This is a genomic window from Pseudomonas sp. AU11447, from assembly GCF_001672555.2.
Lineage (GTDB): Bacteria > Pseudomonadota > Gammaproteobacteria > Pseudomonadales > Pseudomonadaceae > Pseudomonas > Pseudomonas nitroreducens.
This window is the reverse complement of the sequence record NZ_LZDG02000013.1, coordinates 110,337-133,008: the sequence shown is the minus strand read 5'-3', so window position 1 is coordinate 133,008 and position 22,672 is coordinate 110,337. Positions and strand designations below refer to the sequence as shown.

20 protein-coding genes are annotated in these 22,672 nt (G+C 66.4%); 5 read left to right on the top strand and 15 right to left on the bottom strand.

Going from position 1 to position 22,672, the window contains the following annotated elements; translation table 11 throughout:
- Positions 1 to 34 precede the first annotated feature (34 nt).
- Complete coding sequence (locus tag A6723_RS00640) at positions 35 to 1,489, bottom strand: PLP-dependent aminotransferase family protein (protein WP_054909622.1); 1,455 nt, start codon at positions 1,487 to 1,489, stop codon at positions 35 to 37.
- Positions 1,490 to 1,605: 116 nt separating this feature from the next.
- Between A6723_RS00640 and A6723_RS00635 the strand changes: the two genes are divergently transcribed.
- The 3 genes from A6723_RS00635 to A6723_RS00625 all read left to right on the top strand — a co-directional run bounded on the left by A6723_RS00635 (position 1,606) and on the right by A6723_RS00625 (position 3,741).
- Positions 1,606 to 2,055 (top strand): GNAT family N-acetyltransferase, encoded by a 450-nt coding sequence (locus tag A6723_RS00635; RefSeq protein ID WP_054909623.1) that lies wholly within the window; start codon positions 1,606 to 1,608, stop codon positions 2,053 to 2,055.
- Positions 2,056 to 2,067: 12 nt separating this feature from the next.
- Positions 2,068 to 2,748 (top strand): GNAT family N-acetyltransferase, encoded by a 681-nt coding sequence (locus A6723_RS00630; RefSeq protein ID WP_065348178.1) that lies wholly within the window; start codon positions 2,068 to 2,070, stop codon positions 2,746 to 2,748.
- 81 nt (positions 2,749 to 2,829) lie between these two features.
- A complete protein-coding gene (locus tag A6723_RS00625) occupies positions 2,830 to 3,741 on the top strand; it encodes a D-hexose-6-phosphate mutarotase (protein ID WP_054909625.1) in 912 nt (303 codons plus the stop codon).
- A 132-nt stretch (positions 3,742 to 3,873) separates the two neighbouring features.
- Here A6723_RS00625 and A6723_RS00620 read toward each other — a convergent pair whose 3' ends face one another.
- From A6723_RS00620 to purE, 4 genes are all read right to left on the bottom strand, one after another.
- Positions 3,874 to 4,416: a DUF3299 domain-containing protein gene (locus A6723_RS00620; RefSeq protein WP_024766739.1), complete on the bottom strand. Its 543-nt coding sequence runs from the start codon at positions 4,414 to 4,416 to the stop codon at positions 3,874 to 3,876.
- Between the two features lie 84 nt (positions 4,417 to 4,500).
- The gene (locus A6723_RS00615) at positions 4,501 to 4,746 is read right to left on the bottom strand and encodes a GlsB/YeaQ/YmgE family stress response membrane protein (protein ID WP_017521572.1); all 246 of its coding nucleotides are present in this window, start codon (positions 4,744 to 4,746) and stop codon (positions 4,501 to 4,503) included.
- 196 nt (positions 4,747 to 4,942) lie between these two features.
- Positions 4,943 to 6,028 carry a 5-(carboxyamino)imidazole ribonucleotide synthase gene (locus A6723_RS00610; RefSeq protein WP_054909626.1) on the bottom strand — a complete coding sequence of 362 codons (1,086 nt, stop codon included), beginning with the start codon at positions 6,026 to 6,028 and terminating at the stop codon, positions 4,943 to 4,945.
- An 8-nt stretch (positions 6,029 to 6,036) separates the two neighbouring features.
- Positions 6,037 to 6,528: a 5-(carboxyamino)imidazole ribonucleotide mutase gene (gene purE / locus A6723_RS00605; RefSeq protein ID WP_024766741.1), complete on the bottom strand. Its 492-nt coding sequence runs from the start codon at positions 6,526 to 6,528 to the stop codon at positions 6,037 to 6,039.
- Positions 6,529 to 6,859: 331 nt separating this feature from the next.
- On the opposite strand from purE, the gene adhP reads away from it, so the two are divergent.
- Positions 6,860 to 7,894 carry an alcohol dehydrogenase AdhP gene (gene adhP / locus A6723_RS00600; RefSeq protein WP_038803792.1) on the top strand — a complete coding sequence of 345 codons (1,035 nt, stop codon included), beginning with the start codon at positions 6,860 to 6,862 and terminating at the stop codon, positions 7,892 to 7,894.
- A gap of 126 nt (positions 7,895 to 8,020) precedes the next feature.
- Here adhP and A6723_RS00595 read toward each other — a convergent pair whose 3' ends face one another.
- The 4 genes from A6723_RS00595 to A6723_RS00580 all read right to left on the bottom strand — a co-directional run bounded on the left by A6723_RS00595 (position 8,021) and on the right by A6723_RS00580 (position 13,177).
- Complete coding sequence (locus tag A6723_RS00595) at positions 8,021 to 10,447, bottom strand: TonB-dependent receptor (RefSeq protein ID WP_054909627.1); 2,427 nt, start codon at positions 10,445 to 10,447, stop codon at positions 8,021 to 8,023.
- Between the two features lie 113 nt (positions 10,448 to 10,560).
- Entirely contained in the window at positions 10,561 to 11,565 is a 1,005-nt protein-coding gene (locus tag A6723_RS00590) for a FecR family protein (RefSeq protein ID WP_054909628.1), read from the bottom strand.
- Complete coding sequence (locus A6723_RS00585) at positions 11,562 to 12,149, bottom strand: RNA polymerase sigma factor (RefSeq protein ID WP_054909629.1); 588 nt, start codon at positions 12,147 to 12,149, stop codon at positions 11,562 to 11,564. Before A6723_RS00585 ends, A6723_RS00590 begins: the two co-directional genes overlap by 4 nt.
- Positions 12,150 to 12,262: 113 nt before the next feature.
- Positions 12,263 to 13,177 carry a LysR substrate-binding domain-containing protein gene (locus A6723_RS00580; RefSeq protein ID WP_024766745.1) on the bottom strand — a complete coding sequence of 305 codons (915 nt, stop codon included), beginning with the start codon at positions 13,175 to 13,177 and terminating at the stop codon, positions 12,263 to 12,265.
- 211 nt (positions 13,178 to 13,388) lie between these two features.
- Here A6723_RS00580 and A6723_RS00575 point away from each other — a divergent pair, with 211 nt between their 5' ends.
- Positions 13,389 to 14,813, top strand: a complete 1,425-nt coding sequence (locus A6723_RS00575; protein ID WP_045214106.1) for an aspartate ammonia-lyase — start codon at positions 13,389 to 13,391, stop codon at positions 14,811 to 14,813.
- A 559-nt stretch (positions 14,814 to 15,372) separates the two neighbouring features.
- Here A6723_RS00575 and A6723_RS00570 read toward each other — a convergent pair.
- From A6723_RS00570 to dgcA, 6 genes are all read right to left on the bottom strand, one after another.
- Positions 15,373 to 15,669 (bottom strand): cell division protein ZapA, encoded by a 297-nt coding sequence (locus tag A6723_RS00570; RefSeq protein WP_054909630.1) that lies wholly within the window; start codon positions 15,667 to 15,669, stop codon positions 15,373 to 15,375.
- Entirely contained in the window at positions 15,666 to 15,896 is a 231-nt protein-coding gene (locus A6723_RS00565) for a hypothetical protein (protein ID WP_024766748.1), read from the bottom strand. Before A6723_RS00565 ends, A6723_RS00570 begins: the two co-directional genes overlap by 4 nt.
- Before the next feature lie 323 nt (positions 15,897 to 16,219).
- Complete coding sequence (locus A6723_RS00560) at positions 16,220 to 16,996, bottom strand: electron transfer flavoprotein subunit beta (protein WP_054909631.1); 777 nt, start codon at positions 16,994 to 16,996, stop codon at positions 16,220 to 16,222.
- A 117-nt stretch (positions 16,997 to 17,113) separates the two neighbouring features.
- The gene (locus A6723_RS00555; RefSeq protein WP_054909632.1) at positions 17,114 to 18,349 is read right to left on the bottom strand and encodes an electron transfer flavoprotein subunit alpha/FixB family protein; all 1,236 of its coding nucleotides are present in this window, start codon (positions 18,347 to 18,349) and stop codon (positions 17,114 to 17,116) included.
- Positions 18,350 to 18,464: 115 nt separating this feature from the next.
- Positions 18,465 to 20,450 carry a dimethylglycine demethylation protein DgcB gene (gene dgcB / locus A6723_RS00550; RefSeq protein WP_054909633.1) on the bottom strand — a complete coding sequence of 662 codons (1,986 nt, stop codon included), beginning with the start codon at positions 20,448 to 20,450 and terminating at the stop codon, positions 18,465 to 18,467.
- 127 nt (positions 20,451 to 20,577) lie between these two features.
- Positions 20,578 to 22,638, bottom strand: a complete 2,061-nt coding sequence (gene dgcA / locus A6723_RS00545) for a dimethylglycine demethylation protein DgcA (RefSeq protein ID WP_054909634.1) — start codon at positions 22,636 to 22,638, stop codon at positions 20,578 to 20,580.
- Between the last annotated feature and the right edge of the window lie 34 nt (positions 22,639 to 22,672).

The window sequence follows — 22,672 nt, the reverse complement described above, 5'->3', positions numbered from 1 at the left end:
CCGGACAGCGGATAACCGTGAACCGCCATTCGCCCTACGCCCAGGCCTTGCGCAGCGCCTTGAGCGCCTCGGCGATCCGCGCCTCCGGCACTGCCGCGAAGCCCAGCACCAGCCCGGCACGCTGGTCTTCCGGCTCGCTAGACTCCGGCAGCCAGTAATCGCTCAGGGCATTCACCTCCACGCCGACGGACGCCGCGCGCCGCACCAATTCCAACTCTCGCTCGCGGCTGTCGACCCGCACGCACAGGTGCAGGCCGGCGTCCACCGTCGGCATCGCTGCACAGCCGGCGACCTCCGGCCAGCCACGCAGCAGCGCGTCACGGCGGCTGCGAGCGGCCCGGCGCATACGACGGACATGCCGCTGGAAGTGCCCTTCGGCGATGAAGTCGGCCATCACCCGTTGGGTGCCGACCTCCGAGTGGCGTACATCCAGCGCCCGGCGGCGGGCAAAGGCCTGCGCCAACGCCGGCGGCACGACGAGATAGCCCAGACGCAGCGCCGGGAAGGCGATCTTGCAGAAGGTGCCGACGTAGAGCACACGGTCATGGCGATCCAACGCCGCCAGCGGCATCAGTGGCGTGCCGCTGTAGCGGTACTCGCCGTCGTAGTCGTCTTCGACGATCCAGCCGTTGCTGCGCTCGGCCCACTCCAGCAACTCCAGACGGCGCGCCAGCGAGAGCGTTACGCCGGTGGGGTACTGGTGCGAAGGCGTGACGTAGACCAGCCGGCAATCCGGCAATTGCTCCAGTTGGTCGGTACGCAGACCGTCCGCGTCCACCGCAACGCCATGCAAATGCGCACCCGCTGTGGCGAACGCATGCCCGGCGGCGCGGTAGCCGGGGTTTTCAATGGCCGCGACATCGCCGGCGGCCAGCAGCACCTGGGCGCACAGCGCGATGCCCTGCTGGGCGCCGCTGGTGATGATGATCTGCCCCGCGTCGCAGTGCAGCCCGCGTGTGCTGCGCAGGTAGGCGGCGACCAGCTCGCGCAGGCGCTGCTCGCCGGCCGGGTCGCCGTAGCCCAGGCAATCCAGCGGCGGATCGCGCCAGAAGCGCGCCTGCAGCCGCGCCCAGGTATCGAAGGGAAACAGGTCGAAGGCCGGCACCCCGACCCGGAATGCACGCGGCGCGCCGGTCGGCGGCAGGGGCAGGTGATGCCGCGCCAGCCGTTCAAGGGACGGCGCGTCCGGGCTGCGCGCCTCGCTGCGGGGCGTCTCGACCGAAGGCTGCACCCGCTCGGCCACATAGGTGCCGTCGCCGGTACGGCCCTCGATGTAACCCTCGGCGTAGAGCTGCTCGTAGGCGCGCACCACGGTGTTGCGCGAGACGTTCAGCGACGCCGCCAGGTCGCGGCTGGCCGGCAGCCGCGAACGCGCCGCGAGGCGGCCATCGAGGATGCGCTCGCGCAGCGCCTGGAACAGCTGCAGGCCCAGCGGTTGCGCAGGATCGAGGCGGATGCCGGAAGGGTTGAACGGCAGCGGAACACTCATGGGACAGCTTCCAGGATAGCGACAATGGTTCCTTTGATTTGATCATGAATGGCTCTTTAGCAGAACCAATTCCGCGCCTAGGCTGAAAGCACTCCAACGCACACAAGGTCGTCACCATGTCTTCTGCTGTCGAAATCCGCCCGATCACTACCGATGATCACGCCGCCTGGCTGCCGCTCTGGCAGGGCTACCAGCGCTTCTACAAGACCACCATCGACGAGGCCACCACTGCCGTCACCTGGCAGCGCTTCCTCGATGCGGCCGAACCGATGCACGCCGCCCTCGCCTGGCGCGAAGGCAAAGCCATTGGCATGGTGCATTTCATCTACCACCGCTCCTGCTGGACCCAGGGCGACTACGTCTACCTGCAGGACCTGTACGTCGCCGAAGGCCAGCGCGGCGGCGGCATTGGTGCGGCGCTGATCGAGCACGTCTACGCCGATGCCCGCGCGAACGGCGCTTCGCGGGTGCACTGGCTGACCCACGAGAGCAACACCGATGCCATGTTCCTCTACGACCGGATTGCCGACCGCTCCGGGTTCGTCCAGTACCGCAAGATCCTCTGAGCCGGAGCGCCCATGAACGACCAACCCCTGCTGAACTGGCGCCCCGCCGCCAGCCCCGAACGCCGCACCCTGGCCGGCCGCACCATCAACCTGGCGCCACTGGATGTCGCCCTCCACGGCGATGACCTGTGGCACGCACTGCAAGGCCCGGACTCCGACCCGGTCCTGTGGGACTACCTGCCGTACGGCCCCTTCCCCGAGCGGGCGCCCTTCGATGCTTGGCTGGCGGCGAACGCGGCGAGCAACGACCCACTGTTCTTCGCCGTGATCGACCGCGCGAGCGGCCGCGCAGTCGGCCTGCTCAGCTACCTGCGGATCGTCCCCAAGGACGGCAGCATCGAGATCGGTCATATCGCCTATGGTCGCGTGATGCAGCGCTCGCCGGCCTCCACCGAGGCGGTGTACCTGCTGGCGCGCTGGGCCTTCGAGATGGGCTACCGCCGCCTGGAGTGGAAGTGCAACGCACTCAATGCCCGCTCCATGCGCGCGGCAGCGCGGCTTGGTTTCACCTATGAAGGCACCTTCCGCCAGGCCACCGTGGTGAAGGATCGCAACCGCGACACCGCCTGGTTCTCGATCATCGACAGCGAATGGCCGCGCTGCCAGCGCGCCTTCGAAGCCTGGCTGGACGCATCCAACCTCGAGGCCGGCGGCCAGCAGCGCAAGCGCCTGGAAGACCTGCGCCAGGGCTGACCTTTTCATTCTCCGGGAACTGCCAGGCAGCGAGAGGATCGGTGATACTGACCCTTTCGCATCGCAGTCCCGGAGACCACCATGAGCAGCGACATCCAGACTCCACGCGTCGAACAGGTGCAGATCGATGAGCTGCCCTGTTGGCGTATCCATACTGCTTATGGTGAAGCCCTGATTGCCCAGCAGGGCGCGCAACTGCTGAGCTACCAGCCCCATGAGCAACCACCGCTGGTCTGGCTGAGCGACACCGCCGAATACCGCCATGGCCAGTCCCTGCGCGGCGGCGCGCCCGTCTGCTGGCCCTGGTTCGGCAACCTGGAACGCAACCCGGTGGAAATCCGTACGGCCTACCAGGGCGACAAGCCACCCGCCCACGGCCTGGTGCGCGCCGTGGATTGGCAACTGGACGATATCGCCGACGAGCTGGGCCAGCTTTCCGTGCACTTCAGCTTCGACGCGCGCAACGGTCTGCCGGGCTGGGCGCACTCCGCACGGCTGGAACTGGTGATGCGCTTCGGCGAACACCTGACGCTGGAAATGACCACCCACAACCTGGGCACTGCAGCGCTGCCGATCAGCCAGGCCCTGCACACCTATTTCGCCGTAGGCGACGCGCGCCAGGCCAGCATCGAGGGGCTGCAGGGCTGCCGCTATGTCGAGACGCTGGAAAACTGGGAGCTACGCGAGCAACACGGCGTGGTGCGCATTGCCGGCGAAACCGACCGCATCTACCTGGACGTGGAGAAGCCGCTGGTGATCCACGACCCGGCCTGGGAGCGCGACATCCACATCAAGGCCAGCGGTTCGCGCTCGGCGGTGGTGTGGAACCCCTGGATCGACAAGGCCGCGCGCCTGTCACAGTTCCCCGACGATGCCTGGCAGCAGATGCTGTGCATCGAGACCGCGCGGGTCTGGGACGACGTGATGAGCGTGGCGCCAGGGCGCAGCGAAACGATGACGGTGGAAATATGGGGCGAGCCGCTGGAGGGTTGATCCACCTGCGGCCCTTCAATGAAAAAGCCCGGCATCCACCGGGCTTTCTTGCACTTGCAGGAGCGAGCTTGCTCGCGAACGCGCCCCGCTGCGAAGACTGTTCGCGAGCTAGCCCGTTCCTACGAAGAGCTCTTACAGATCGCTCTCCTCCACCGGCCGCACCTTGGCGTCGTCGATGGCATAGGCCGCATCGGCCAGGTCATTGCTGACCTTTTCGACCTTCAGCGTGCCGCTGACCCAGATCGGGTTGTAGATATCGTCGATCCGGATGCCCTTGGGGTAGCGCACCAGCACAATCTGGTTCGGCGGCGGCGGCGGCACATGGATGCAGGCGCCTGGGTAAGGCACCAGGAAGAATTCGGTGACACGCCCCTTGGCGTCGTTCTCCAGCGGCACCGGGTAGCCGCCCAGACGCAGCGCCTTGCCATTGAGCGCAGCAACGGTTTTGGTCGAGTACATCACCTGCGGCAGCTTCTTGTCAGACTGCTTGAGCCCGCCCTTGTTGGTGAAGGTGCCATTGGCCTCGGGGCCGTTGTGGGTGATTTCCGGCATATTTTCCAGCGCCTTGCGGTCGCTGGGCGGCATCAAGGACAGCCAGTCGGTTTCCGGGAGTTCGGCGGCGGACGCCAGGGAAGTCAGCAGAATCAGGCAGCAGGCGAGCAATGGTCGGCGCATCGTGGACTCGAAAGGCCCGGTCGGGCACAGGCGGGATATTCCTCCAGCGCCCTCCCCCTGGTGGGAGAGGGCCGGAATTCACCGTCAATTCTTCTTGATCAGGCCGTAAATGACCAGCAGCACGATGGCGCCGATCACCGCGCCGATGAAGCCTGCCGCCTGGCCGGCCGCGTAGATGCCCAGCGCCTGGCCGCCATAGGTGGCCAAGAGCGAGCCGCCGATGCCGATCAGGATGGTCATGATCCAGCCCATGCTGTCATCGCCGGGCTTGAGGAAGCGTGCGATGAGTCCGACGATCAGGCCGATGACGATGGTTCCGATTAATCCCATGACAAACCCTCCTTGTGGGTTGAGCGCGGTGAGTACGCGCTTGTCATGGGACAGTGTAGGAAACGTCGGCGTTCCGTGTTTTGCCGCGCCCCAGAGCGACTGCCGGTGTTTCGCCAGCCTTACAGCGTTGTGGAAAACCGGCATGAAAAAAGCCGCGCCAGTGATTGACGCGGCTTCTTTCGGAGCACCGTAGCGGTCAGCCCCTGGCGATCAACGCCTCGACCTCGGCGATACGCGCCTTCAGGGTCGGCAGGTCGGCGCTGCGCAGGGTAGCGTGGCCCACCTTGCGCCCGGCCTTGAAGGCCTTGCCGTAGTGGTGCAGGTGGCAGTCGGCGATGTTCAGCACCTCGGCCACCGGCGGCACTTCGCCGATGAAGTTGAGCATGGCGCTCTCGCCCACTTTCGCCGTGGAGCCCAGCGGCAGGCCGGCGATGGCGCGCACGTGGTTCTCGAACTGGCTGCACTCGGAGCCTTCGATCGTCCAGTGCCCGGAGTTGTGCACACGCGGGGCGATCTCGTTGGCCTTCAGGCCGCCGTCGACCTCGAAGAACTCGAAGGCCATCACGCCGACATAGGCCAGCTTGTCGAGCACGCGGCCGACGTAGTCCTCGGCCAACTGCTGCAGCGGGTGGTCGGTGCTCGCCACGGACAGGCGCAGGATGCCGTTCTCGTGGGTGTTGTGCACCAGCGGGTAGAAGCGCGTCTCGCCATCACGGGCACGCACCGCCACCAGCGACACTTCGCCGGTGAAGGGCACGAAGCCTTCGAGGATGCAGGGCACGCTGCCCAGTTCGGCGAAGGCGCCGGCCACGTCCTCGGGCTTGCGCAGGACCTTTTGGCCCTTGCCGTCGTAACCCAGGGTGCGGGTCTTCATCACTGCCGGCAGGCCGATGCTGGCCACCGCGGCGTCGAGGTCGGCCTGGGACTGCACGTCGGCGAAGGCCGGGGTCGGAATCCCCAGGTCCTTGAACATGGACTTCTCGAACCAGCGGTCGCGGGCGATGCGCAGCGACTCGGCGTTCGGATAGACCGGCACGAACTGCGAGAGGAAGGCCACGGTCTCGGCCGGCACGCTCTCGAACTCGAAGGTCACCAGGTCGACCTGGTCGGCCAGTTGGCGCAGGTGGTCCTGGTCGCTGTAGTCAGCACGGATGTGCTCGCCCAGGGCTTGCGCACAGGCGTCCGGCGCCGGGTCGAGGAAGGCGAAGTTCATGCCCAGCGGGGTGCCCGCCAGGGACAGCATGCGGCCCAGCTGGCCGCCACCGATGACACCGATCTTCATGGTTCTGCTCAGGCCTCGCGCGGATCGGGATTGTCCAGCACCGTCTCGGTCTGGGTGGCGCGGAACTGCTTCAGCGCCTCGTGGTATTTCGGGTACTTGGCGCCGAGGATGCTGGCGGACAGCAGAGCGGCGTTGGTCGCACCGGCCTTGCCGATGGCCAGGGTGGCAACCGGGACGCCCGCGGGCATCTGCACGATGGACAGCAGCGAATCGACGCCCGAGAGCATGGAGGACTGCACCGGCACACCGAGGACCGGCAGGTGGGTCTTGGCGGCGCACATGCCCGGCAGGTGGGCGGCACCGCCGGCGCCGGCGATGATCACTTCGATGCCGCGGCCATCGGCTTCTTCGGCGTACTGGAACAGCAGGTCCGGAGTACGGTGGGCGGAAACCACCTTCACTTCATACGGAATGCCGAGCTTGTCCAGCATGTCTGCGGTGTGGCTCAGGGTGCTCCAGTCGGATTTGGAACCCATGATCACGCCAACCAGTGCGCTCATCGTCGTGCCTCTCTCAAGTGCGCTCTTGGGCGCGTCAGAAACCAACAAGCCACGACTCCGTGAGGGCGTGGCTTGTACGTGGCCAAACCGGCGGGCAGTGCCGGCTTGAAGGCGGCGCAGTATACCGCAAAGGGCACGACGGAGTGCACTGGGCATGACCGTTGGTCCCGATTTCGTCATTCCTGCATCGAAGATGCCTGCAACGACCTGCGAAGAGACTTCGGAAAAGCTTGCCTCAGCTCAAGATGGCCTAGGCTCAGGGGCTCAGACTCTTCTGACACGTTCCTGTCCCGGACGGGGCAGGTCCCTCACCCTTCAAGGAGCGAGTGCAATGTCCACGACCCTGCCCACGACCATGAAAGCCGCTGTCGTCCACGCCTTTGGCGAGCCGCTGCGGATCGAGGAAGTCAAAGTCCCGCTGCCCGGCCCCGGGCAGATCCTGGTGAAGATCGAGGCCTCCGGCGTCTGCCACACCGACCTGCACGCTGCCGAAGGCGACTGGCCGGTGAAGCCGAGCCTGCCGTTCATTCCCGGCCATGAAGGCGTCGGCTTCGTCGCAGCGGTCGGCGCTGGCGTCACCCGCGTGAAGGAAGGCGACCGCGTCGGCGTGCCTTGGCTGTACACCGCCTGTGGTTGCTGCGAGCACTGCCTGACCGGCTGGGAAACCCTTTGCGAGAGCCAGCAGAACACCGGCTACTCGGTAAACGGCGGCTACGCCGAATACGTGCTGGCGGACCCGAACTACGTCGGCATCCTGCCGAAGAATGTCGGCTTCACCGAGATTGCACCGATCCTCTGCGCGGGCGTCACCGTGTACAAGGCGCTGAAGGAAACTGAAGCGCGCCCCGGCCAGTGGGTAGCCATTTCCGGCATCGGCGGCCTGGGCCACGTCGCCGTGCAGTACGCCAAGGCCATGGGCCTGCACGTGGTCGCCGTGGACGTGGATGACGCCAAGCTGGAGCTGGCGCGCAAGCTCGGCGCCAGCCTGACCGTCAATGCGAAGAAAGAGGACCCGGTCGAAGTGGTGCAGCGTGATATCGGCGGCGCCCACGGCGTGGTCGTCACCGCAGTGTCCAACAGCGCCTTCGGCCAGGGCATCGGCATGGCCCGCCGGGGCGGCACCGTGTCGCTGGTCGGCCTGCCGCCGGGCGACTTCCCCACGCCGATCTTCGACGTGGTGCTCAAGGGCCTGCACATCACCGGCTCAATCGTCGGCACCCGCGCGGACCTGCAGGAAGCCCTGGACTTCGCCGGCGAAGGCCTGGTGAAAGCCACCGTCGCCGCCGGCAAGCTGGATGACATCAACGCCATCCTCGACCGCATGCGCGCCGGGCAGATCGAAGGACGGATCGTGGTGGAGATGTAGACCCCGCTCCAAACACCAAGCTCTGCGTAGGATGGCGTGGAGCGCAGCGATACCCATCGATTGCGATGCAGACAGCATGGGTATCGCTGCGCTCCACCCATCCTACAAAAGCGCCCGGCCTCAGCTTCAGAACTCCACAGTGGTCGAAATCTCGAACTGCCGCGGCTCGCCCACGGCGACGTAGAGGTTGTTCGCCGCCGACGGGTAGTACTCGCGGTCGAACAGGTTCTTCACGTTGAACTGGAAGTCGACGTTGTGGCCACCCAGCTTCGTGTCGTAGCTGGCGAAGGCATCGGTCACGGTATAGGACGGCAATTCGAAGGAGTTGGCCGGGTCGCCCGCGCGCTTGCCCACGTAGCGCGGGCCGCCGCCCAGGCGCAGGTTGTCGCCGCCGAAGATCGAACCGGCGTCGTATACCGCCGCCAGCGAGGCGGTTTCCTTGGCCACGTTCTGCAGGCGGTTGCCCTCCAGCACCGGGTCTTCGGTCACTTCGGCGTCCAGCCAGGCGTAGCTGCCGATCAGGTTCCAGTGCTCGCTCAGCTGGCCGGTGACATCCAGTTCCGCGCCATAGGAGCGCACCTTGCCGGCGGTGCTGACGCGGCTGTCGCCGTTGGCGTCGAGCTGAGTGACCATCACGTTGCGCTTGCGGATGTCGAAGAAGGCCAGGTTGGCGGTGACGCGGCCGGGGATGTCGAGCTTGCCGCCGATCTCCCAGGAGGTCGCCTCTTCCGGCTGGATCGCCGAGTCGATCACCTCGCCCGTGGACAGCGGCGCGATGGTGGAGTTGGGCTTGAACGACTGGGTGTAGCTGCCATACAGCGACATCTCGTCGTTGATCTTGTAGATCACCCCGGCGCGCGGTACCCACTTCTGTCCGCTGATATCGGTGTTGGCCTTGAACGGCCGGCCGCGCCCGGCGTACTGGTCGTACATCTGGTAGCGCCCGCCAGCGACCAGAATCCAGTGGTCGTCCAGGTGCCAGGAATCCTGCACGAACAACGAGTCGCTGCGCAGCTTGTCGGTCTGGTCGCTGTCGCCTGAGCTGACAGCGGTGGCCGGGGAAATCTGCCCGTACACCGGGTCGAGGTAGTCGAAGGTGGTGTTCTTCGTGTCGCGGATCAGGTCGGAGCGGTAGATCTTGCGCTTCTCGCTGTCGATGCCGAAGGTCACCTCATGGCGGAAGCCGCCCAGTTGCAGGTCGCCGTTCAGCCCGGCGGTGGCGAAGCTGTCGCTGCTCACCGCGCCACGGGTGGCGTCGGTGCGGCGGGTCAGGGTGCCGTTGCTGTTGACCTTGGTGACGCGGGCCTGGTTGTCGTCGTAGGTCTCGCGGGTCCAGCCGTAGGCGAAATGCGCCTTCCAGGCATCGTCGATGCGGTGCTCGACGTCCAGTCGAGTCAGGTCGGAGCGGCCTTCGGTGATGTTGAAGGGCTCGTCCAGGCGACGCGTACGCGGTATATCCAGCGGCTTGTTGGTGCGCGGGTCGATGGCGGTGCCACGGTCGAACGGCGTCTTGAACTCGCGGTGCTCGTAGCTGAGGTTCACCGTGGTGTCCTCGCCGAACCAGGCCAGCGAGGGCGCGACGAGGGTCTCGCGCTGCTGGCCGAAATTGCGCCAGTAGTTCTCGTCCTGGTGATCGACGATCAGCCGGTAGGCCAGGTTGCTCTCCCCCAGCGCGCCGGTAGTGTCGATCTGCGCGCCGCTGCCCTGTTTGCCGTGGGCGTAGGTCGAGCCGCGCAGGGTGACGGCGTTGTACTGCTGCAACTGCGGCTTCTTGCTCACCACGTTGACGATGCCACCCGGGTCCTGGATGCCGTACAGCAGCGAGGCCGGGCCCTTGAGCACTTCGACGTGGTCGGCGGTGGCGGTGAGGTTGCGGCCCAGCACCGAAGGCAGGCCGTCGCGCATGATCGAACCGTCGCGGTTATCGCCGAAACCACGCTTCATCACCGCGTCCTGGGTGCCGCCGAGGGTGTTGGCCTGGGTGATACCGCTGATGTTGCCAAGCGCGTCGTCTAGATTGCGCGGCTTCTGGTCGCGCAGCGCCTGGGCCGGGACAGTGACGATGCTTTGCGGGGTTTCCAACACCGGCGTGTCGGTACGACCGATGGAAGCGACCGGTGCCGGTTGGTAGCTGGTCGACGCCGCCTGGCCGGTGACGGTGGTGTCGGTGAGGCTCAGGGTGTCGGTCGGCACGCGCTCCAGGGTCAGGGTGCTGCCATCGAGGGCGCGGAAGCGATAGCCGGAGCCCGCCAGCAGGCGATTCAGCGCGTCGTTGGCGCTGAGCTGGCCGGAGACCGCCGGGGCTTGGAGGTCGTACGGCGCCTCGTCGGTGTAAACCACACTGAGGCCGGTCACCCGGCTGAACTCGCTCAGCGCCTGGGGCAACGGTTGAGCCGCAATGGCGAAACCAAAGCGCGCCTGCAGGGCAGCGCCGGCGGCGGCATTCTCGGCCCACGCGGAGGGAGCCTGCGCGGCGACCAGGGCAGCGCCCAGCACAACGGCGGCAAGGGGTTTCAGGGATAGCTCGGGAACAGCGCGGCGCAGCGGGATCATCGGGGCTCTCTTGCTCGAAGGTCGGACTATACATGCGAATAAATCGCATTCATGACCACTACACGGAGCAGCCGCCGCAGTACCTCACCCCTTTTTCGAAAAAATCTTCGCCCTCAGCGAATCAGCACGAAGCGACCGAGCAGAGGCTGCTGATGGAAGCCCACCACCGCCTGCAGGGAATCCAGCGCCGCCTGAGGGTCGGTGCTGCGGAAACTGCCGCTGACCCGGCGCTGCGCCAGCTCGTTGTCCAGCAGCACGATGCGGCCCGGGTAGTAAGTGCCCAGGCGCTCCAGCACCTCGCCCAGCGGCGCGCGGTAGAAGGTCAGCCAGCCCTGGCGCCAGGCCAGCGCGGCCTGGGCATCAGCGGGCTGCGCATCACCGAGCCGCGTACCGTCGATGCTGACCCGTTCGCCAGCGCCCAGCACCACTTCCGGCATGCCGACGGCATGGCTGCCACGCACCGAGACGCGGCCTTCGGCGACCGTGACGCGGGTCTGCGCGCCCTGGCGACGGACTTCGAACTCGGTGCCCAGCACCCGCGCTTCACCCTCTCCGGCGCGCACCACGAAGGGTTTGGGCAGATGTTTCACGGCAAAGGACGCAGCACCGCGCAACAGGTCGACGCGGCGTTGTTCGCCGTCCAGGAAAACGGCAACGGCGCTGTCGGCGTCCAGGGTCAGGCGCGAGCCGTCGCCCAGGGTGATCTCCCGTACTTCGCCCGGCGCACTGACGTAGTCGGCGGAAAGGTCCGTCAGCCAGTGACCCGGCGACCACCAGCCGCCGGCCCATAGCATCAGCAGCAGGCAGGCGGCGCTGGCCAGCGGGTAGGCCCAACGTCGGTGGTTGCTCGGCGCGCGGCGCGGCGCCGGGCGGTCCATCGCGGTGAGATAGGAACCCAAAGCATCGCCCTCTTCCGCCGCCAGCCGCTGCGCCGGCAGGGCACTGGCCTCCCAGAGCGCATCGACTTCGGCGTAGGCGCGCGCATGTCGCGGATCAGCCGCCAGCCACGCCTGGAAAGCCCCCAGCCACGCGTCGCCGCCGGCGTCGTTCAGGCGCAGCAGCCACTGGCGCGCCTGACGCTGGGCGTCCTCGGGCGAGGTGGCGATTTCGGGCTTCATCGGTCGGCGGCTCCACGGCGATCTGCCGGCGCGGCGGGCTCAAGGCTCGCCTTGCAGGCATCGAGGGCGCGCATCATATGTTTTTCCACAGCGCTCTGGGAAAGCCCCATGGCTGCGGCGATCTCGCCATAGGTGCGGCCATGCACGCGGCTGAGCAGGAAGATATGGCGGGTGCGTTCGGGCAACTGGCGCAGGGCGTCTTCGATGAGGTCCAGTTCGGCACTGGCCTGCACCGCCTGCTCTGGCGAAGGCTGGGCATCATCCTGGTCGGGCAGCAGCGCGCTCAGGGTTCGCCCGCGCGAGTCCTCCCCGCGCAGGTGATCGATAGCGAGGTTGCGCGCACTGCGCAGCAGGTAGCTGCCGAGCTCTTCCACCGGTGCCTGCGGGCGCTTCCAGAAGCGCAGGAACAGGTCCTGGACGAGGTCCGCCGCCGTGGCCCGGCAACCGACGCGGCGTCGTACCAGGGCTTCCATGCGCGGACGCTGGGAAAGGAACACCCGCAGGAAATCCTCACGCGGCAACGCCTCGGCGGGCGCCGGGGCGTCCGCGGCGCGGGAATCGGCCGGGCGGTCGGAATGGGACATCGGGGCTGCAGGCTCGCCAGCGGTCCGCACCGAAGCAGGTGCGAGGGGGAGACCGTGGAAAGCCGCAAATGATAATGCTTATCAAATAAACAGAATAGCCCCGGCTGTCTGCCTCAGGGCGTTTCGTCCAGCCCCAGGCCGCCTTCGAGCTTGCGCCAGAGCAGGCGGATCTGCGCCTTGCGCACCAGGGCACAGCGGTACAGGCGGATTTCCTGCGGGACAATCCAGTGCGGGCCGCCGCACAGCGCCAGCTCACCACGCGCCAGCTCCGACTCCATGCTCAGGCGCGGCACCCAGGCCACACCCATGCCTTGCAGCGCCATGCTTTTAAGGCTGTCGGCCATCGCCGTTTCATAGACAGTCGTGTAGCGCAGGTTGCGCTGGCGCAGCAGCAGGTTCACACCGCGACCGAGGAAGGCACCGGCACTGTAAGCCAGCAGCGGCACGCTCTGCCCGCTGTCGAGATCGAAGAGCGGCACGCCCGCGGAGTTCACCGCGCACACCGGCAGCATTTCGGTGCGCCCCAGGTGTAGCGACGGAAAGACCTCCGGGTCCATCTGCAAGGCAGCGTCCGGGTCATAGAAGGCCATCATCAGGTCGCAGCCGCCTTCGCGCAGCAGGTGTACCGCCTCGCCGACGTTGGTCGCCACCAGGCGGCTGGCGATATTCAGGCCTTCCGAGCGCAGCCGGGAAATCCACGCGGGGAAGAAGCCCAGCGCCAGCGAGTGCGCGGCGGCGAACTGCAGCACCTCGCCCTGCCCTCCTTCCAGGTGGTGCAGGTGGCGCACCACCTGGCCGAGCTGTTCGACCACCGCGCGGGCGGTGACGAGGAACAGCTGCCCGGCCTCAGTCAGCTCGATGGGCGTGCGCTGGCGGTTCACCAGGGTCAGGCCGAGGGCGTCCTCCAGGCTGCGGATGCGCCGGCTGAAGGCCGGCTGGGTGACGAAGCGCTTTTCGGCGGCCTGGGAAAAACTGCGGGTGGTGGCCAGGGTGCTGAAGTCTTCCAGCCATTTGGTCTCGAGGTTCACGTCAACTCCAACGCATTCACACGTTGATCGATTGGTCAGGAGCCGGGCGCGCGTAGCACAGTCATACGCTCGCCGTCATCAATTCGTCACAGGGTACATTATGCCGTTCGTGCATGAGGCAGCCTTTAACAGCATTGGCCGACGAAAGGCGAAATCCCTAGTCTACCGGGCATCGCGGCACTGGCCGTGTTTCCCTGAGACAATCCCCGTCATGTCCCCTGTTGCATCGTTCCGCATCGAGAAAGACCTCCTCGGCACCCTCGAAGTACCTTCTGACGCCTACTTCGGCATCCAGACCCTGCGCGCTGTGAACAACTTCCGCCTCTCGGGCGTGCCGCTGTCGCACTACCCGAAACTGGTCGTCGGCCTGGCGATGGTCAAACAGGCGGCAGCCGATGCCAACCACCAGCTTGGCCACCTGTCGAACGAGAAGCACGCTGCCATCAGCGAAGCCTGTGCCCGCCTGATCCGCGGTGACTTCCACGACCAGTTCGTGGTGGACATGATCCAGGGTGGCGCCGGTACTTCCACCAACATGAACGCGAACGAAGTGATCGCGAACATCGCGCTGGAAGCCATGGGCCACACCAAGGGTGAGTACAAGTACCTGCACCCGAACAACGACGTGAACATGGCGCAGTCGACCAACGACGCGTACCCGACCGCCATCCGCCTGGGCCTGCTGCTCGGCCACGACACCCTGCTGGCCAGCCTCGACAGCCTGATCCAGGCCTTCGCCGCCAAGGGCGTCGAGTTCGCCGGCGTACTGAAGATGGGCCGTACCCAGCTGCAGGACGCGGTACCGATGACCCTCGGCCAGGAATTCCACGCCTTCGCCACCACCCTGGGCGAAGACCTCGACCGCCTGCGTCGCCTGGCGCCGGAACTGCTGACCGAAGTGAACCTCGGCGGCACCGCGATCGGCACCGGCATCAACGCCGACCCCGGCTACCAGAAGCTGGCCGTCGAGCGCCTGGCCGAAATCAGCGGCCACCCGGTCGTTCCGGCTGCCGACCTGATCGAAGCCACCTCCGACATGGGCGCCTTCGTGCTGTTCTCCGGCATGCTCAAGCGCACCGCGGTCAAGCTGTCGAAGATCTGTAACGACCTGCGCCTGCTGTCCAGCGGCCCGCGTACCGGCATCAACGAGATCAACCTGCCGCCGCGCCAGCCGGGCAGCTCGATCATGCCGGGCAAGGTCAACCCGGTGATCCCGGAGGCCGTGAACATGTGCGCCTTCGAAATCATGGGCAACGACCTGGCACTGACCATCGCGGCCGAAGGCGGCCAGCTGCAGCTGAACGTGATGGAACCGCTGATCGCCTACAAGATCTTCGACTCGATCCGCCTGCTCCAGCGCGCCATGGACATGCTGCGCGAGCATTGCATCACCGGCATCACCGCCAACGTCGAGCGCTGCCACCAGCTGGTGGAACACAGCATCGGCCTGGTCACCGCGCTGAACCCGTACATCGGCTACGAGAACTCCACCCGCATCGCCAAGACTGCGCTGGAAACCGGCCGCGGCGTACTGGAGCTGGTTCGCGAGGAGAAGCTGCTGGACGAAGCCACCCTGGCCGACATCCTGCTGCCGGAAAACATGATCGCCCCGCGCCTGATTCCGCTGCGCGCCTGATCATCCGCCCGGCGCGAGCCGGGCACGTCTCACCGGTTGAGGGGGAGTATTCCTCCCTCACCTTTCAGGGATTGGTTACCCCCAGTCCCTTCTTTTATACCCGGCGCCGCGGGTTTACCCGAGGTGCCACGTCTCACCGGTTGAGGGGCCTCTTGGCCCACTCTCCTTTAGAAGGGACACCGCTTACCCCGGTGTCCCTATTTTTTTGCCTGAAATCCGGGCGCGGCGGAAAACATGGCAGACGGAAGTCCGCGCCTACGCAGGTTCAGGTTTCGCAGGAACGGACTCCGTCCGCGATTGGCATGAGTCGCACGGGAACGTAGGGCGCATATCTGCTTGCGGTGATCCGCCAGTTCCGCGCCAGGCACAGTGGCGGATAACGCTGCGCGTTATTCGCCCTACGAAACACTTTCCTGGAATTCAGGGTGGGGCGGCTTCTGTAGGAGCAAGGGGGATGCCATCGTCATTGCTCGCGAACACGATCTCCCTCCCGGCAATACCGGCGCAGGAGGGGTTCGCGAGCAAGATCGCTCCTACAAAAAGCAGACGGTGCGGAGGATCAATCCTGCCGTTGCAGGTGATCGAGAATCCGCCGATTGAGGGCGGCGATACGCTCCACGGCGTCCGCCTCGTCGCACTCGGTATCCGATGCGCCGAGCTGGCGGGCGCAGAGGTTGAGCGCGGAGAGCACCATCAGCTCATTGCTGGTGACGTAGGGGAATTTCTTCTTGCTGGCGGTGATTTCCGCCTGCAACAGCGCGGCCGCGTCCTGCAGCCGGCGCTCTTCACCGGCCGGCGCCCGGACGCTGTATTCGCGTCCGAGGATGCGCAGGACGCGGACGCCGTCGCCACTCATGCGCTGGCGCGGCTGTCGCTGACGCGGCGGATCAGCGCCTGCAGGCGAGTCGCAGTGGCGTTGTGCTTCTCTTCCTGCTCCATGAGCGACAGTTGCAGCGTGTCGTTTTCCTCACGGGCCTTTAGCAGCTCTTCGCGCACCTGGGCGTTGTCCTGCACCAGTACTTCATTCTGCTGCAGCAGTTCGGCGACCAGCTGTTCAAGTTGTTCGAGGGTGGAATCAAGCATGGGAGCCTCCGCAAAGCCTTTCAAAGGGTGCGGAGGATAAAGAAAGGGGCGCGGCGGGGCCAGCAAAAACGCGGTTCTTCTGACAAGCCGTATGCTGTCAATTCAATGGCTTACGAGATAATTCTCGTGCTATTTCAATGATTTCCTACCGCCAACGGAATTTGGACCGGGAATCAACCCACAAGGTTCGCCTCCGGCGCCGGCTTCCGCTCCGATGGGCAAGGCATCCTGTCGGAGCGAGCTTGCTCGCGAACCAGGCCTCGCTGCGGGGATTGTTCGCGAGCAATATCGATGGCCCCTCGCTCCTACGAAGAGCCGGAACGTCAGACGCGAATCACGCCTTCCTCACGCAGCAACTTGAAGATCGCCTCGGCGCCCGCCTCGGGCGAAACCTCCTTGAGCACCTGCCCGGTACCGCCAGAGGCCTTGGCGGTCGCGGCCTTCATGCGTTCGGCACCGGTCTTCGCCTTGATCACCTTCAGCCGCTTGGGACGCGGGCGCGCGGGTTGCAGATTGCCGTCGGCGAGTAGCGGGTCTTCCACCACTTCCACCTCATGGGCTTCCAGGTAGCCACGGCGAGCCGGGCCGAAGGCGCTTTGGCGAGCGACCGGCGCGGCATTGTCGACACTGGCGACGAAGGGCAGGCGCACCTTCAGCCGGCGACGCTGGCCGCGAGGCAATGCCTGCAATACCTGTGCGCTGCCGCCTTCGACCTTCTCCACTTCCGCCAGGCCGACCACCAGCGGCCAGCCGAGGCGCTCGGCCAGCAGGAAGGGCAACATGCCAGAGCCCTCGCCGGTTTCCGCCTGGGTGCCGGTGAGTACCAGTTGCGCTTCGCTGTCGCCCAGGTAGGCGGCCAATGCTGGAAGTGCGTCGGCACCGGCAGGCTGTTCGAGCACGGCCAGTTCATCCAGGCCCATGCCGAGGTAACCGCGCAGCGCTTCTTCCCCGGCATCACCGGCATGCACGACGCGCAGGCGCTTGCCGGCGAGGTTCATGCCCAGCTCCACTGCACGGGCATCCTGGTCGGCGCGCCGCGGGCGACCGGACGCCGGGTGGGCGCCGATGGAAACCAGGGCGACGATGTTCAGGTCGTTCATAAGCCACCTCGGGCTTTCAAGCTGGCGTAGGGCCAATAGCACGCAGCGTTATCCGCCGATGATGCGTTGGCGGCGGATAAAGCCTTCGGCTGTATGCGCCCTACGAGGGAACCCATTTCATGCCGCATCGCGCGCCGCTCCATTGCGATGGGCTTCGGCCAGTTCGATCAGCGCCTTGAGGATCGCGGCGGAATCACCGATCACCGAGAGATCGGCGCGTTTGATCATGTCGCAGCCCGGGTCCATGTTGATCGCCACCACCTTGTCGCAGGAGCCGATGCCCTGCAGGTGCTGGATCGCACCGGAAATACCGACGGCGAGATAGACCCGCGCAGTAACCCAGGTACCGGTGGCGCCGACTTGCCGGGCACGCGGCATGTGGCCGTCGTCGACCGCCACGCGAGACGCGCCTTCGGTGGCGCCGAGGGCGACGGCGGCGCGGTGGAACAGATCCCAGTCCTTCACACCGTTGCCGCCGGAGAGGATGAACTCCGCCTCGGCCATGGGAATCTGCGCCGGGTCCACCGCCACCGGGCCGAGGTCCTCGATGCGCGGCAGGTTGCGCGCGACGCTGCTTTCCAGCTCCACGGCGCGGGCCTCGTGCCGGGTTTCGCTGACCGGCTCGGCGCACTCGGCAGCGGCCAGGATCAGGCGCGGCAGGTCGCGGTGCAGATCCTGCTGGCCGGCTCCGGCGCGACCGATGCAGCGCTCGCCTTCGGCCTGCCAGACGCGGGTGGCCGGGCGTTCGCCCAGGCTGGCAGCGAGACGGCGGCCCAGTTCGCCGCCACCGGTGCGGCTGTCGGGCAACAACCAGTGACGCGGTGCGAACTGGCTGTTGGCCGACCGCAGCGCCAGCACACATTGTTCCGGAGCGTAACCGTCGTATTCGTTGCCCTCGATCTGCAGCAGGCGGTCGACGCCGGCGGTGTCGAAGGCGGTTTCCTTGTGCTCGCCGAACACCACGGCCAGCACCGCACCGTCGCTGCCGGCCAGCTTGCGGGCCAGGCCGAGCAGGTCACGGTCGTGGCTGGAGAGGCGGCCGCCCACCATGTCCGGTACCACGGCAATCAGGAAGGCCGGCTGCTCGATGATCACCAGCGGCAGTTGCACCACCTCCGGCGCGCTGCTGCGCTTGCCGCCTGCCGTGCCTTGCTGGCTGCCGGAGCGGTCGATGCGCTTGACGCCATTGGGGCCGATGAAGCCGACAGCGTGGGGATTCTTGCGCACCACGCCGTTCGGCCCCATCCAGCGGCTCTCGCCACCCTGAGCCGATTGCATGGCCGCGTGCAGCGGGTGCAGGCGGTTGCGGGCGATCCACTCGGCGCGCGGGTCGCGGCGGATGATGTCGCTCATGCTCAATGCTCCGGGCTGGGGTAGGGCGAATAACGCGCAGCGTTATCCGCCGAAGTGGCCGAGGCGGCGGATAAAGCCTTCGGCTTTATGCGCCCTACGGGGCTACGCAGGACGTTCACAGGTGCACCTCCACCGCTTCTTCACGGCGCGCCAGCGAGGGCTTTTTTGCCGGCACCTCGGTGGCCTCGATGAGGACCTCGGCGACCAGTTCGGCGATGTCCTTGATCTCCGGGCGTGGCGCGACCACGCCTTCGAGCATGGCGGTGCATTGCGGGCAGCCCACGGCCACCAGCTCGGCGCCGGTTTCCTTGATGTCGACCATGCGCATGTCGGGAATCCGCTGCTTGCCGGGGATGTCGGTGATCGGCGCGCCGCCGCCACCGCCGCAGCAGCGCGAACGGAAGCCGGAGCGGGCCATTTCCTTGACCTCGATACCGATGGCCTTGAGCACGGCGCGCGGCGCTTCGTACTCGCCGTTGTAGCGGCCGAGGTAGCACGGGTCGTGGAAGGTCACGCTGCCGGCCTTGCTCTGGCCGAGGTTCAGCGCGCCCTTCTGCACCAGTTCATCGATGAAGGTCGTGTGGTGCAGCACCTGGTAGTTGCCGCCCAGCGCGCCGTACTCGTTCTTCAGCACGTGGAAGCTGTGCGGGTCGCAGCTGACGATGCGCTTGAAACGGTACTTGGCCAGGGTGGCGATGTTGCGTTGGGCCAGGGTCTGGAAGGTGGCTTCGTCACCCAGGCGGCGTGCCACATCGCCGCTGTCGCGCTCCTCCAGGCCGAGCACGGCGAAGTCGACGTTGGCGGCCTTGAGGACCTTCACGAAGGCACGCAGGGTGCGCTGGTTGCGCATATCGAAGGCGCCGTCGCCGACCCAGAACAGCACGTCGGCCTGCTGCTTGTCGGCCAGCAGTGGCAGGTTCAGGTCCGCCGCCCAGTTCAGCCGGCCGCCGGGGGCGAAGCCGCCGGGGTTGTCGGTGGCGATGAGGTTTTCCAGCACCTCGGCGCCCTTGTTCGGGGTCGCGCCCTTTTCCAGGGTGAGGTGGCGGCGCATGTCGACGATGGCGTCGACGTGCTCGATCATCATCGGGCATTCCTCGACGCAGGCGCGGCAGGTGGTGCAGGACCAGAGCGTCTCGGCATCCACCAGCGCCTTGCCGTCCAGCGCGACGATCGGCTGGTGCGGGCCGCCGCTGTGTTCGCCCAATGGCTTACCGGGATAGGGGGAGCCGGCGAAGTTGGCGTCACTGCCACCGGCCAGGCCGATGACCATGTCCTGGATGAGTTTCTTCGGGTTCAGCGGCTGGCCGGCGGCAAAGGCCGGGCACATGGCCTCGCACTTGCCGCACTGCACGCAGGCGTCGAAGCCGAGCAACTGGTTCCAGGTGAAATCGGTGGGCTTCTCGACTCCCAGCGGTGCCATGGGATCGTCCAGGTCCAGCGGTTTGAGGCCAGTGGAGCGGCCGCCACGCCCATCTTTACTGGAGAACCGTTCGGCGCGGCGATGCCACGCCAGGTGCAGGGCGCCGGCGAAGGCGTGCTTCATCGGCCCGCCCCAGGTCATGCCGAAGAACAGCTCGGACACACCCCAGACCACGCCAATGGCGAGGATGGCCGCGAGGAACCAACCGCCGAAACCCTCCGGCAGGATGCCGGCCACCGGCAGGGTGGCGATGAAGAAGCTCGCCGAGAACATCAGCAGGCTTTTCGGCAGGCGCATCCACGGGCCTTTCGACAGGCGCGACGGCGGGTCAAGGCGGCGCTTGGCGACGAACAGCGCACCACAGAACATCAGCGCGGTGGCCGCCAGCAGGGCGAAGCCAAGAATGCGGCTGTGCAGGCCGAAACCGTGCACGAGGATGGCCAGCAGCGCGGCCAGCACGAAGCCGCCAGCGGTGGCGACGTGGGTCTTCGACATGTACTTGTCGCGCTCGACCACGTGGTGCAGGTCGACCAGGTAGCGACGCGGCATCTTCAGCAGGCCGCCGATCCAGTCGACCTGCGCGGGCCGGCCACGGCGCCACATCGCGAAGCGCTTCACGGCGCCCAGCACGGTGAGGCCGAGGGCGGCGAAGAGCAGGATGGGGAGGATGATGTTAAGCATTGTCATTGGTCTCCTCGCAGGGACCGGAGTCGGTGCGGGACGACCGTAGGATGGGTGGAGCGCAGCGATACCCATGCTGCCTCGACAATCGATGGGTATCGCAAGCTCCACCCATCCTACGGGGGCGTTAGAAGTCCTTGCACAGCCTCAAGGCGTCGTAGATCGCCGCATGGGTGTTGCGCTGGGCCACGCAGTCGCCGATGCGGAACAGCAGATAGCCCTCTCCCGGCTCGCTGAGACACGGCTGCGGCTTGATCGCGAACAGCGCCTCGACGTCGATCTGGCCCTTGTTGCGCGAGCCCTGCTTGAGCGCGTAGTACAGGCTCTCGTCCGGGCGCACGCCGTTCTCGACGACGATCTGGTCGACCACCCGCTCTTCCTTCGCGCCGGTGTATTCGTTCTCCAGCACCGCTACCAGCTTGTCGCCCTCGCGGTAGACCTTTTCCAGCATCAGGTCGCCGGTCATGATCACTTCCTTGGGGTACATGCTGCGGTAGTAGGTCGGGAAGGTGGTGCCGCCGATGGCCACGCCGGGCTTGATGTCGTCGGTGACGATCTCAACCTGGGCGCCCTTGTCGGCGAGGAAATCCGCCACCGACATGCCGCTGAACTCGCAGATGGTGTCGTAGACCAGCACGTTCTTGCCCGGCGCGACCTTGCCGTCGAGTACGTCCCAGCTGCTGACCACCAGCCCGTCGGCGGCGCCCCAGTGTTCGTTCTGCTCGAGGAACGGATGGCCGCCGTTGGCCAGCACCACCACGTCGGGGCGCAGGTCGAGGATGGTGTCGGCATCCGCGCCGGTGCCCAGGCGCAGGTCGACGTTCAGCCGCGCCAGCTCCAGCTGGTACCAGCGGGTGATGCCGGCGATCTGGTCGCGCTGCGGGGCCTTCGAGGCGGTGGTGATCTGCCCGCCGAGCTGGTCCTTCTTCTCGAACAGGGTGACGTCGTGGCCGCGCTCGGCGGCAACGCGCGCCGCCTCCATCCCTGCCGGGCCGCCACCGACGACCACGACCTTGCGCTTCACGCCAGTGGTCTTCTCGATGATGTGCGGCACGCCCATGTACTCACGGGACGTGGCGGCGTTCTGGATGCACAGCACGTCGAGGCCCTGGTACTGGCGGTCGATGCAGTAGTTGGCGCCGACGCACTGCTTGATCTGGTCGATCTGGCCCATCTTGATCTTGGCGATCAGGTGCGGGTCGGCGATGTGCGCGCGGGTCATGCCGACCATGTCCACGTAGCCGCCTTCGAGGATGCGCGTGGCCTGGTTCGGGTCCTTGATGTTCTGCGCGTGCAGCACCGGCACGTTGACTACTTCCTTGATCCCGGCCGCCAGGTGCAGGAACGGCTCCGGCGGGAAGGTCATGTTCGGGATGACGTTGGCCAGGGTGTTGTGGGTGTCGCAGCCCGAGCCGACCACGCCGATGAAGTCGAGCATGCCGGTGTCGCTGTAGTACTTGGCGATCTGCTTCATGTCCTCGTGGGACAGGCCATCCGGGTGGAACTCGTCGCCGCAGATGCGCATGCCGACGCAGAAATCGTCGCCGACTTCGGCACGCACGGCCTTGAGCACTTCCAGGCCGAATTTCATGCGGCCCTCGAAGCTGCCGCCCCATTCGTCGGTGCGCTTGTTGACCCGCGGGCTCCAGAACTGGTCGATCATGTGCTGGTGCACGGCGGACAGCTCGACGCCGTCCAGGCCGCCGGCCTTGGCACGGCGGGCCGCTTGCGCGTAGTTGCCGATCACCCGCCAGATCTCTTCCGGCTCGATGGTCTTGCAGGTGGCACGGTGCACCGGCTCGCGCACGCCGGAGGGCGACATCAGGGTCGGCCAGTTGAAGCCGTCCCAGCGCGAGCGGCGGCCCATGTGGGTAATCTGGATCATGATCTTGGCCCCATGCTTGTGCATGGCGTCGGCCAGGTTCTGGAAGTGCGGGATGATGCGGTCGGTGGAAAGGTTCACCGAGCTCCACCATTCCTGCGGGCTGTCGATGGCGACCACGGAGGAACCGCCGCAGATGGCCAGGCCGATACCGCCCTTGGCCTTCTCCTCGTAGTACTTCACGTAGCGCTCGGTGGTCATGCCGCCGTCGGTGGCATACACCTCGGCGTGAGCGGTGGAGAGTACGCGGTTGCGGATGGTCAGCTTGCCGATCTGGATCGGCTGGAACATTGCCTCGAAAGCCATTGCGGCATCCTCACGGGATCAGAGGTTTCTTGTT

Coding starts and splice junctions, on each gene's coding strand:
- A6723_RS00570 (WP_054909630.1), bottom strand. CDS start 15,669: ATGAGTGGCGACGGCGTCCGCGTCCTGCGCATCCTCGGACGCGAATAC.
- A6723_RS00595 (WP_054909627.1), bottom strand. CDS start 10,447: ATGATCCCGCTGCGCCGCGCTGTTCCCGAGCTATCCCTGAAACCCCTT.
- A6723_RS00620 (WP_024766739.1), bottom strand. CDS start 4,416: ATGCGCCGACCATTGCTCGCCTGCTGCCTGATTCTGCTGACTTCCCTG.
- A6723_RS00610 (WP_054909626.1), bottom strand. CDS start 6,028: ATGAAGATCGGTGTCATCGGTGGCGGCCAGCTGGGCCGCATGCTGTCC.
- A6723_RS00565 (WP_024766748.1), bottom strand. CDS start 15,896: ATGCTTGATTCCACCCTCGAACAACTTGAACAGCTGGTCGCCGAACTG.
- A6723_RS00590 (WP_054909628.1), bottom strand. CDS start 11,565: ATGAAGCCCGAAATCGCCACCTCGCCCGAGGACGCCCAGCGTCAGGCG.
- A6723_RS00575 (WP_045214106.1), top strand. CDS start 13,389: ATGTCCCCTGTTGCATCGTTCCGCATCGAGAAAGACCTCCTCGGCACC.
- dgcA (WP_054909634.1), bottom strand. CDS start 22,638: ATGGCTTTCGAGGCAATGTTCCAGCCGATCCAGATCGGCAAGCTGACC.
- A6723_RS00585 (WP_054909629.1), bottom strand. CDS start 12,149: ATGTCCCATTCCGACCGCCCGGCCGATTCCCGCGCCGCGGACGCCCCG.
- A6723_RS00635 (WP_054909623.1), top strand. CDS start 1,606: ATGTCTTCTGCTGTCGAAATCCGCCCGATCACTACCGATGATCACGCC.
- purE (WP_024766741.1), bottom strand. CDS start 6,528: ATGAGCGCACTGGTTGGCGTGATCATGGGTTCCAAATCCGACTGGAGC.
- A6723_RS00615 (WP_017521572.1), bottom strand. CDS start 4,746: ATGGGATTAATCGGAACCATCGTCATCGGCCTGATCGTCGGACTCATC.
- dgcB (WP_054909633.1), bottom strand. CDS start 20,450: ATGCTTAACATCATCCTCCCCATCCTGCTCTTCGCCGCCCTCGGCCTC.
- adhP (WP_038803792.1), top strand. CDS start 6,860: ATGTCCACGACCCTGCCCACGACCATGAAAGCCGCTGTCGTCCACGCC.
- A6723_RS00630 (WP_065348178.1), top strand. CDS start 2,068: ATGAACGACCAACCCCTGCTGAACTGGCGCCCCGCCGCCAGCCCCGAA.
- A6723_RS00640 (WP_054909622.1), bottom strand. CDS start 1,489: ATGAGTGTTCCGCTGCCGTTCAACCCTTCCGGCATCCGCCTCGATCCT.
- A6723_RS00555 (WP_054909632.1), bottom strand. CDS start 18,349: ATGAGCGACATCATCCGCCGCGACCCGCGCGCCGAGTGGATCGCCCGC.
- A6723_RS00560 (WP_054909631.1), bottom strand. CDS start 16,996: ATGAACGACCTGAACATCGTCGCCCTGGTTTCCATCGGCGCCCACCCG.
- A6723_RS00625 (WP_054909625.1), top strand. CDS start 2,830: ATGAGCAGCGACATCCAGACTCCACGCGTCGAACAGGTGCAGATCGAT.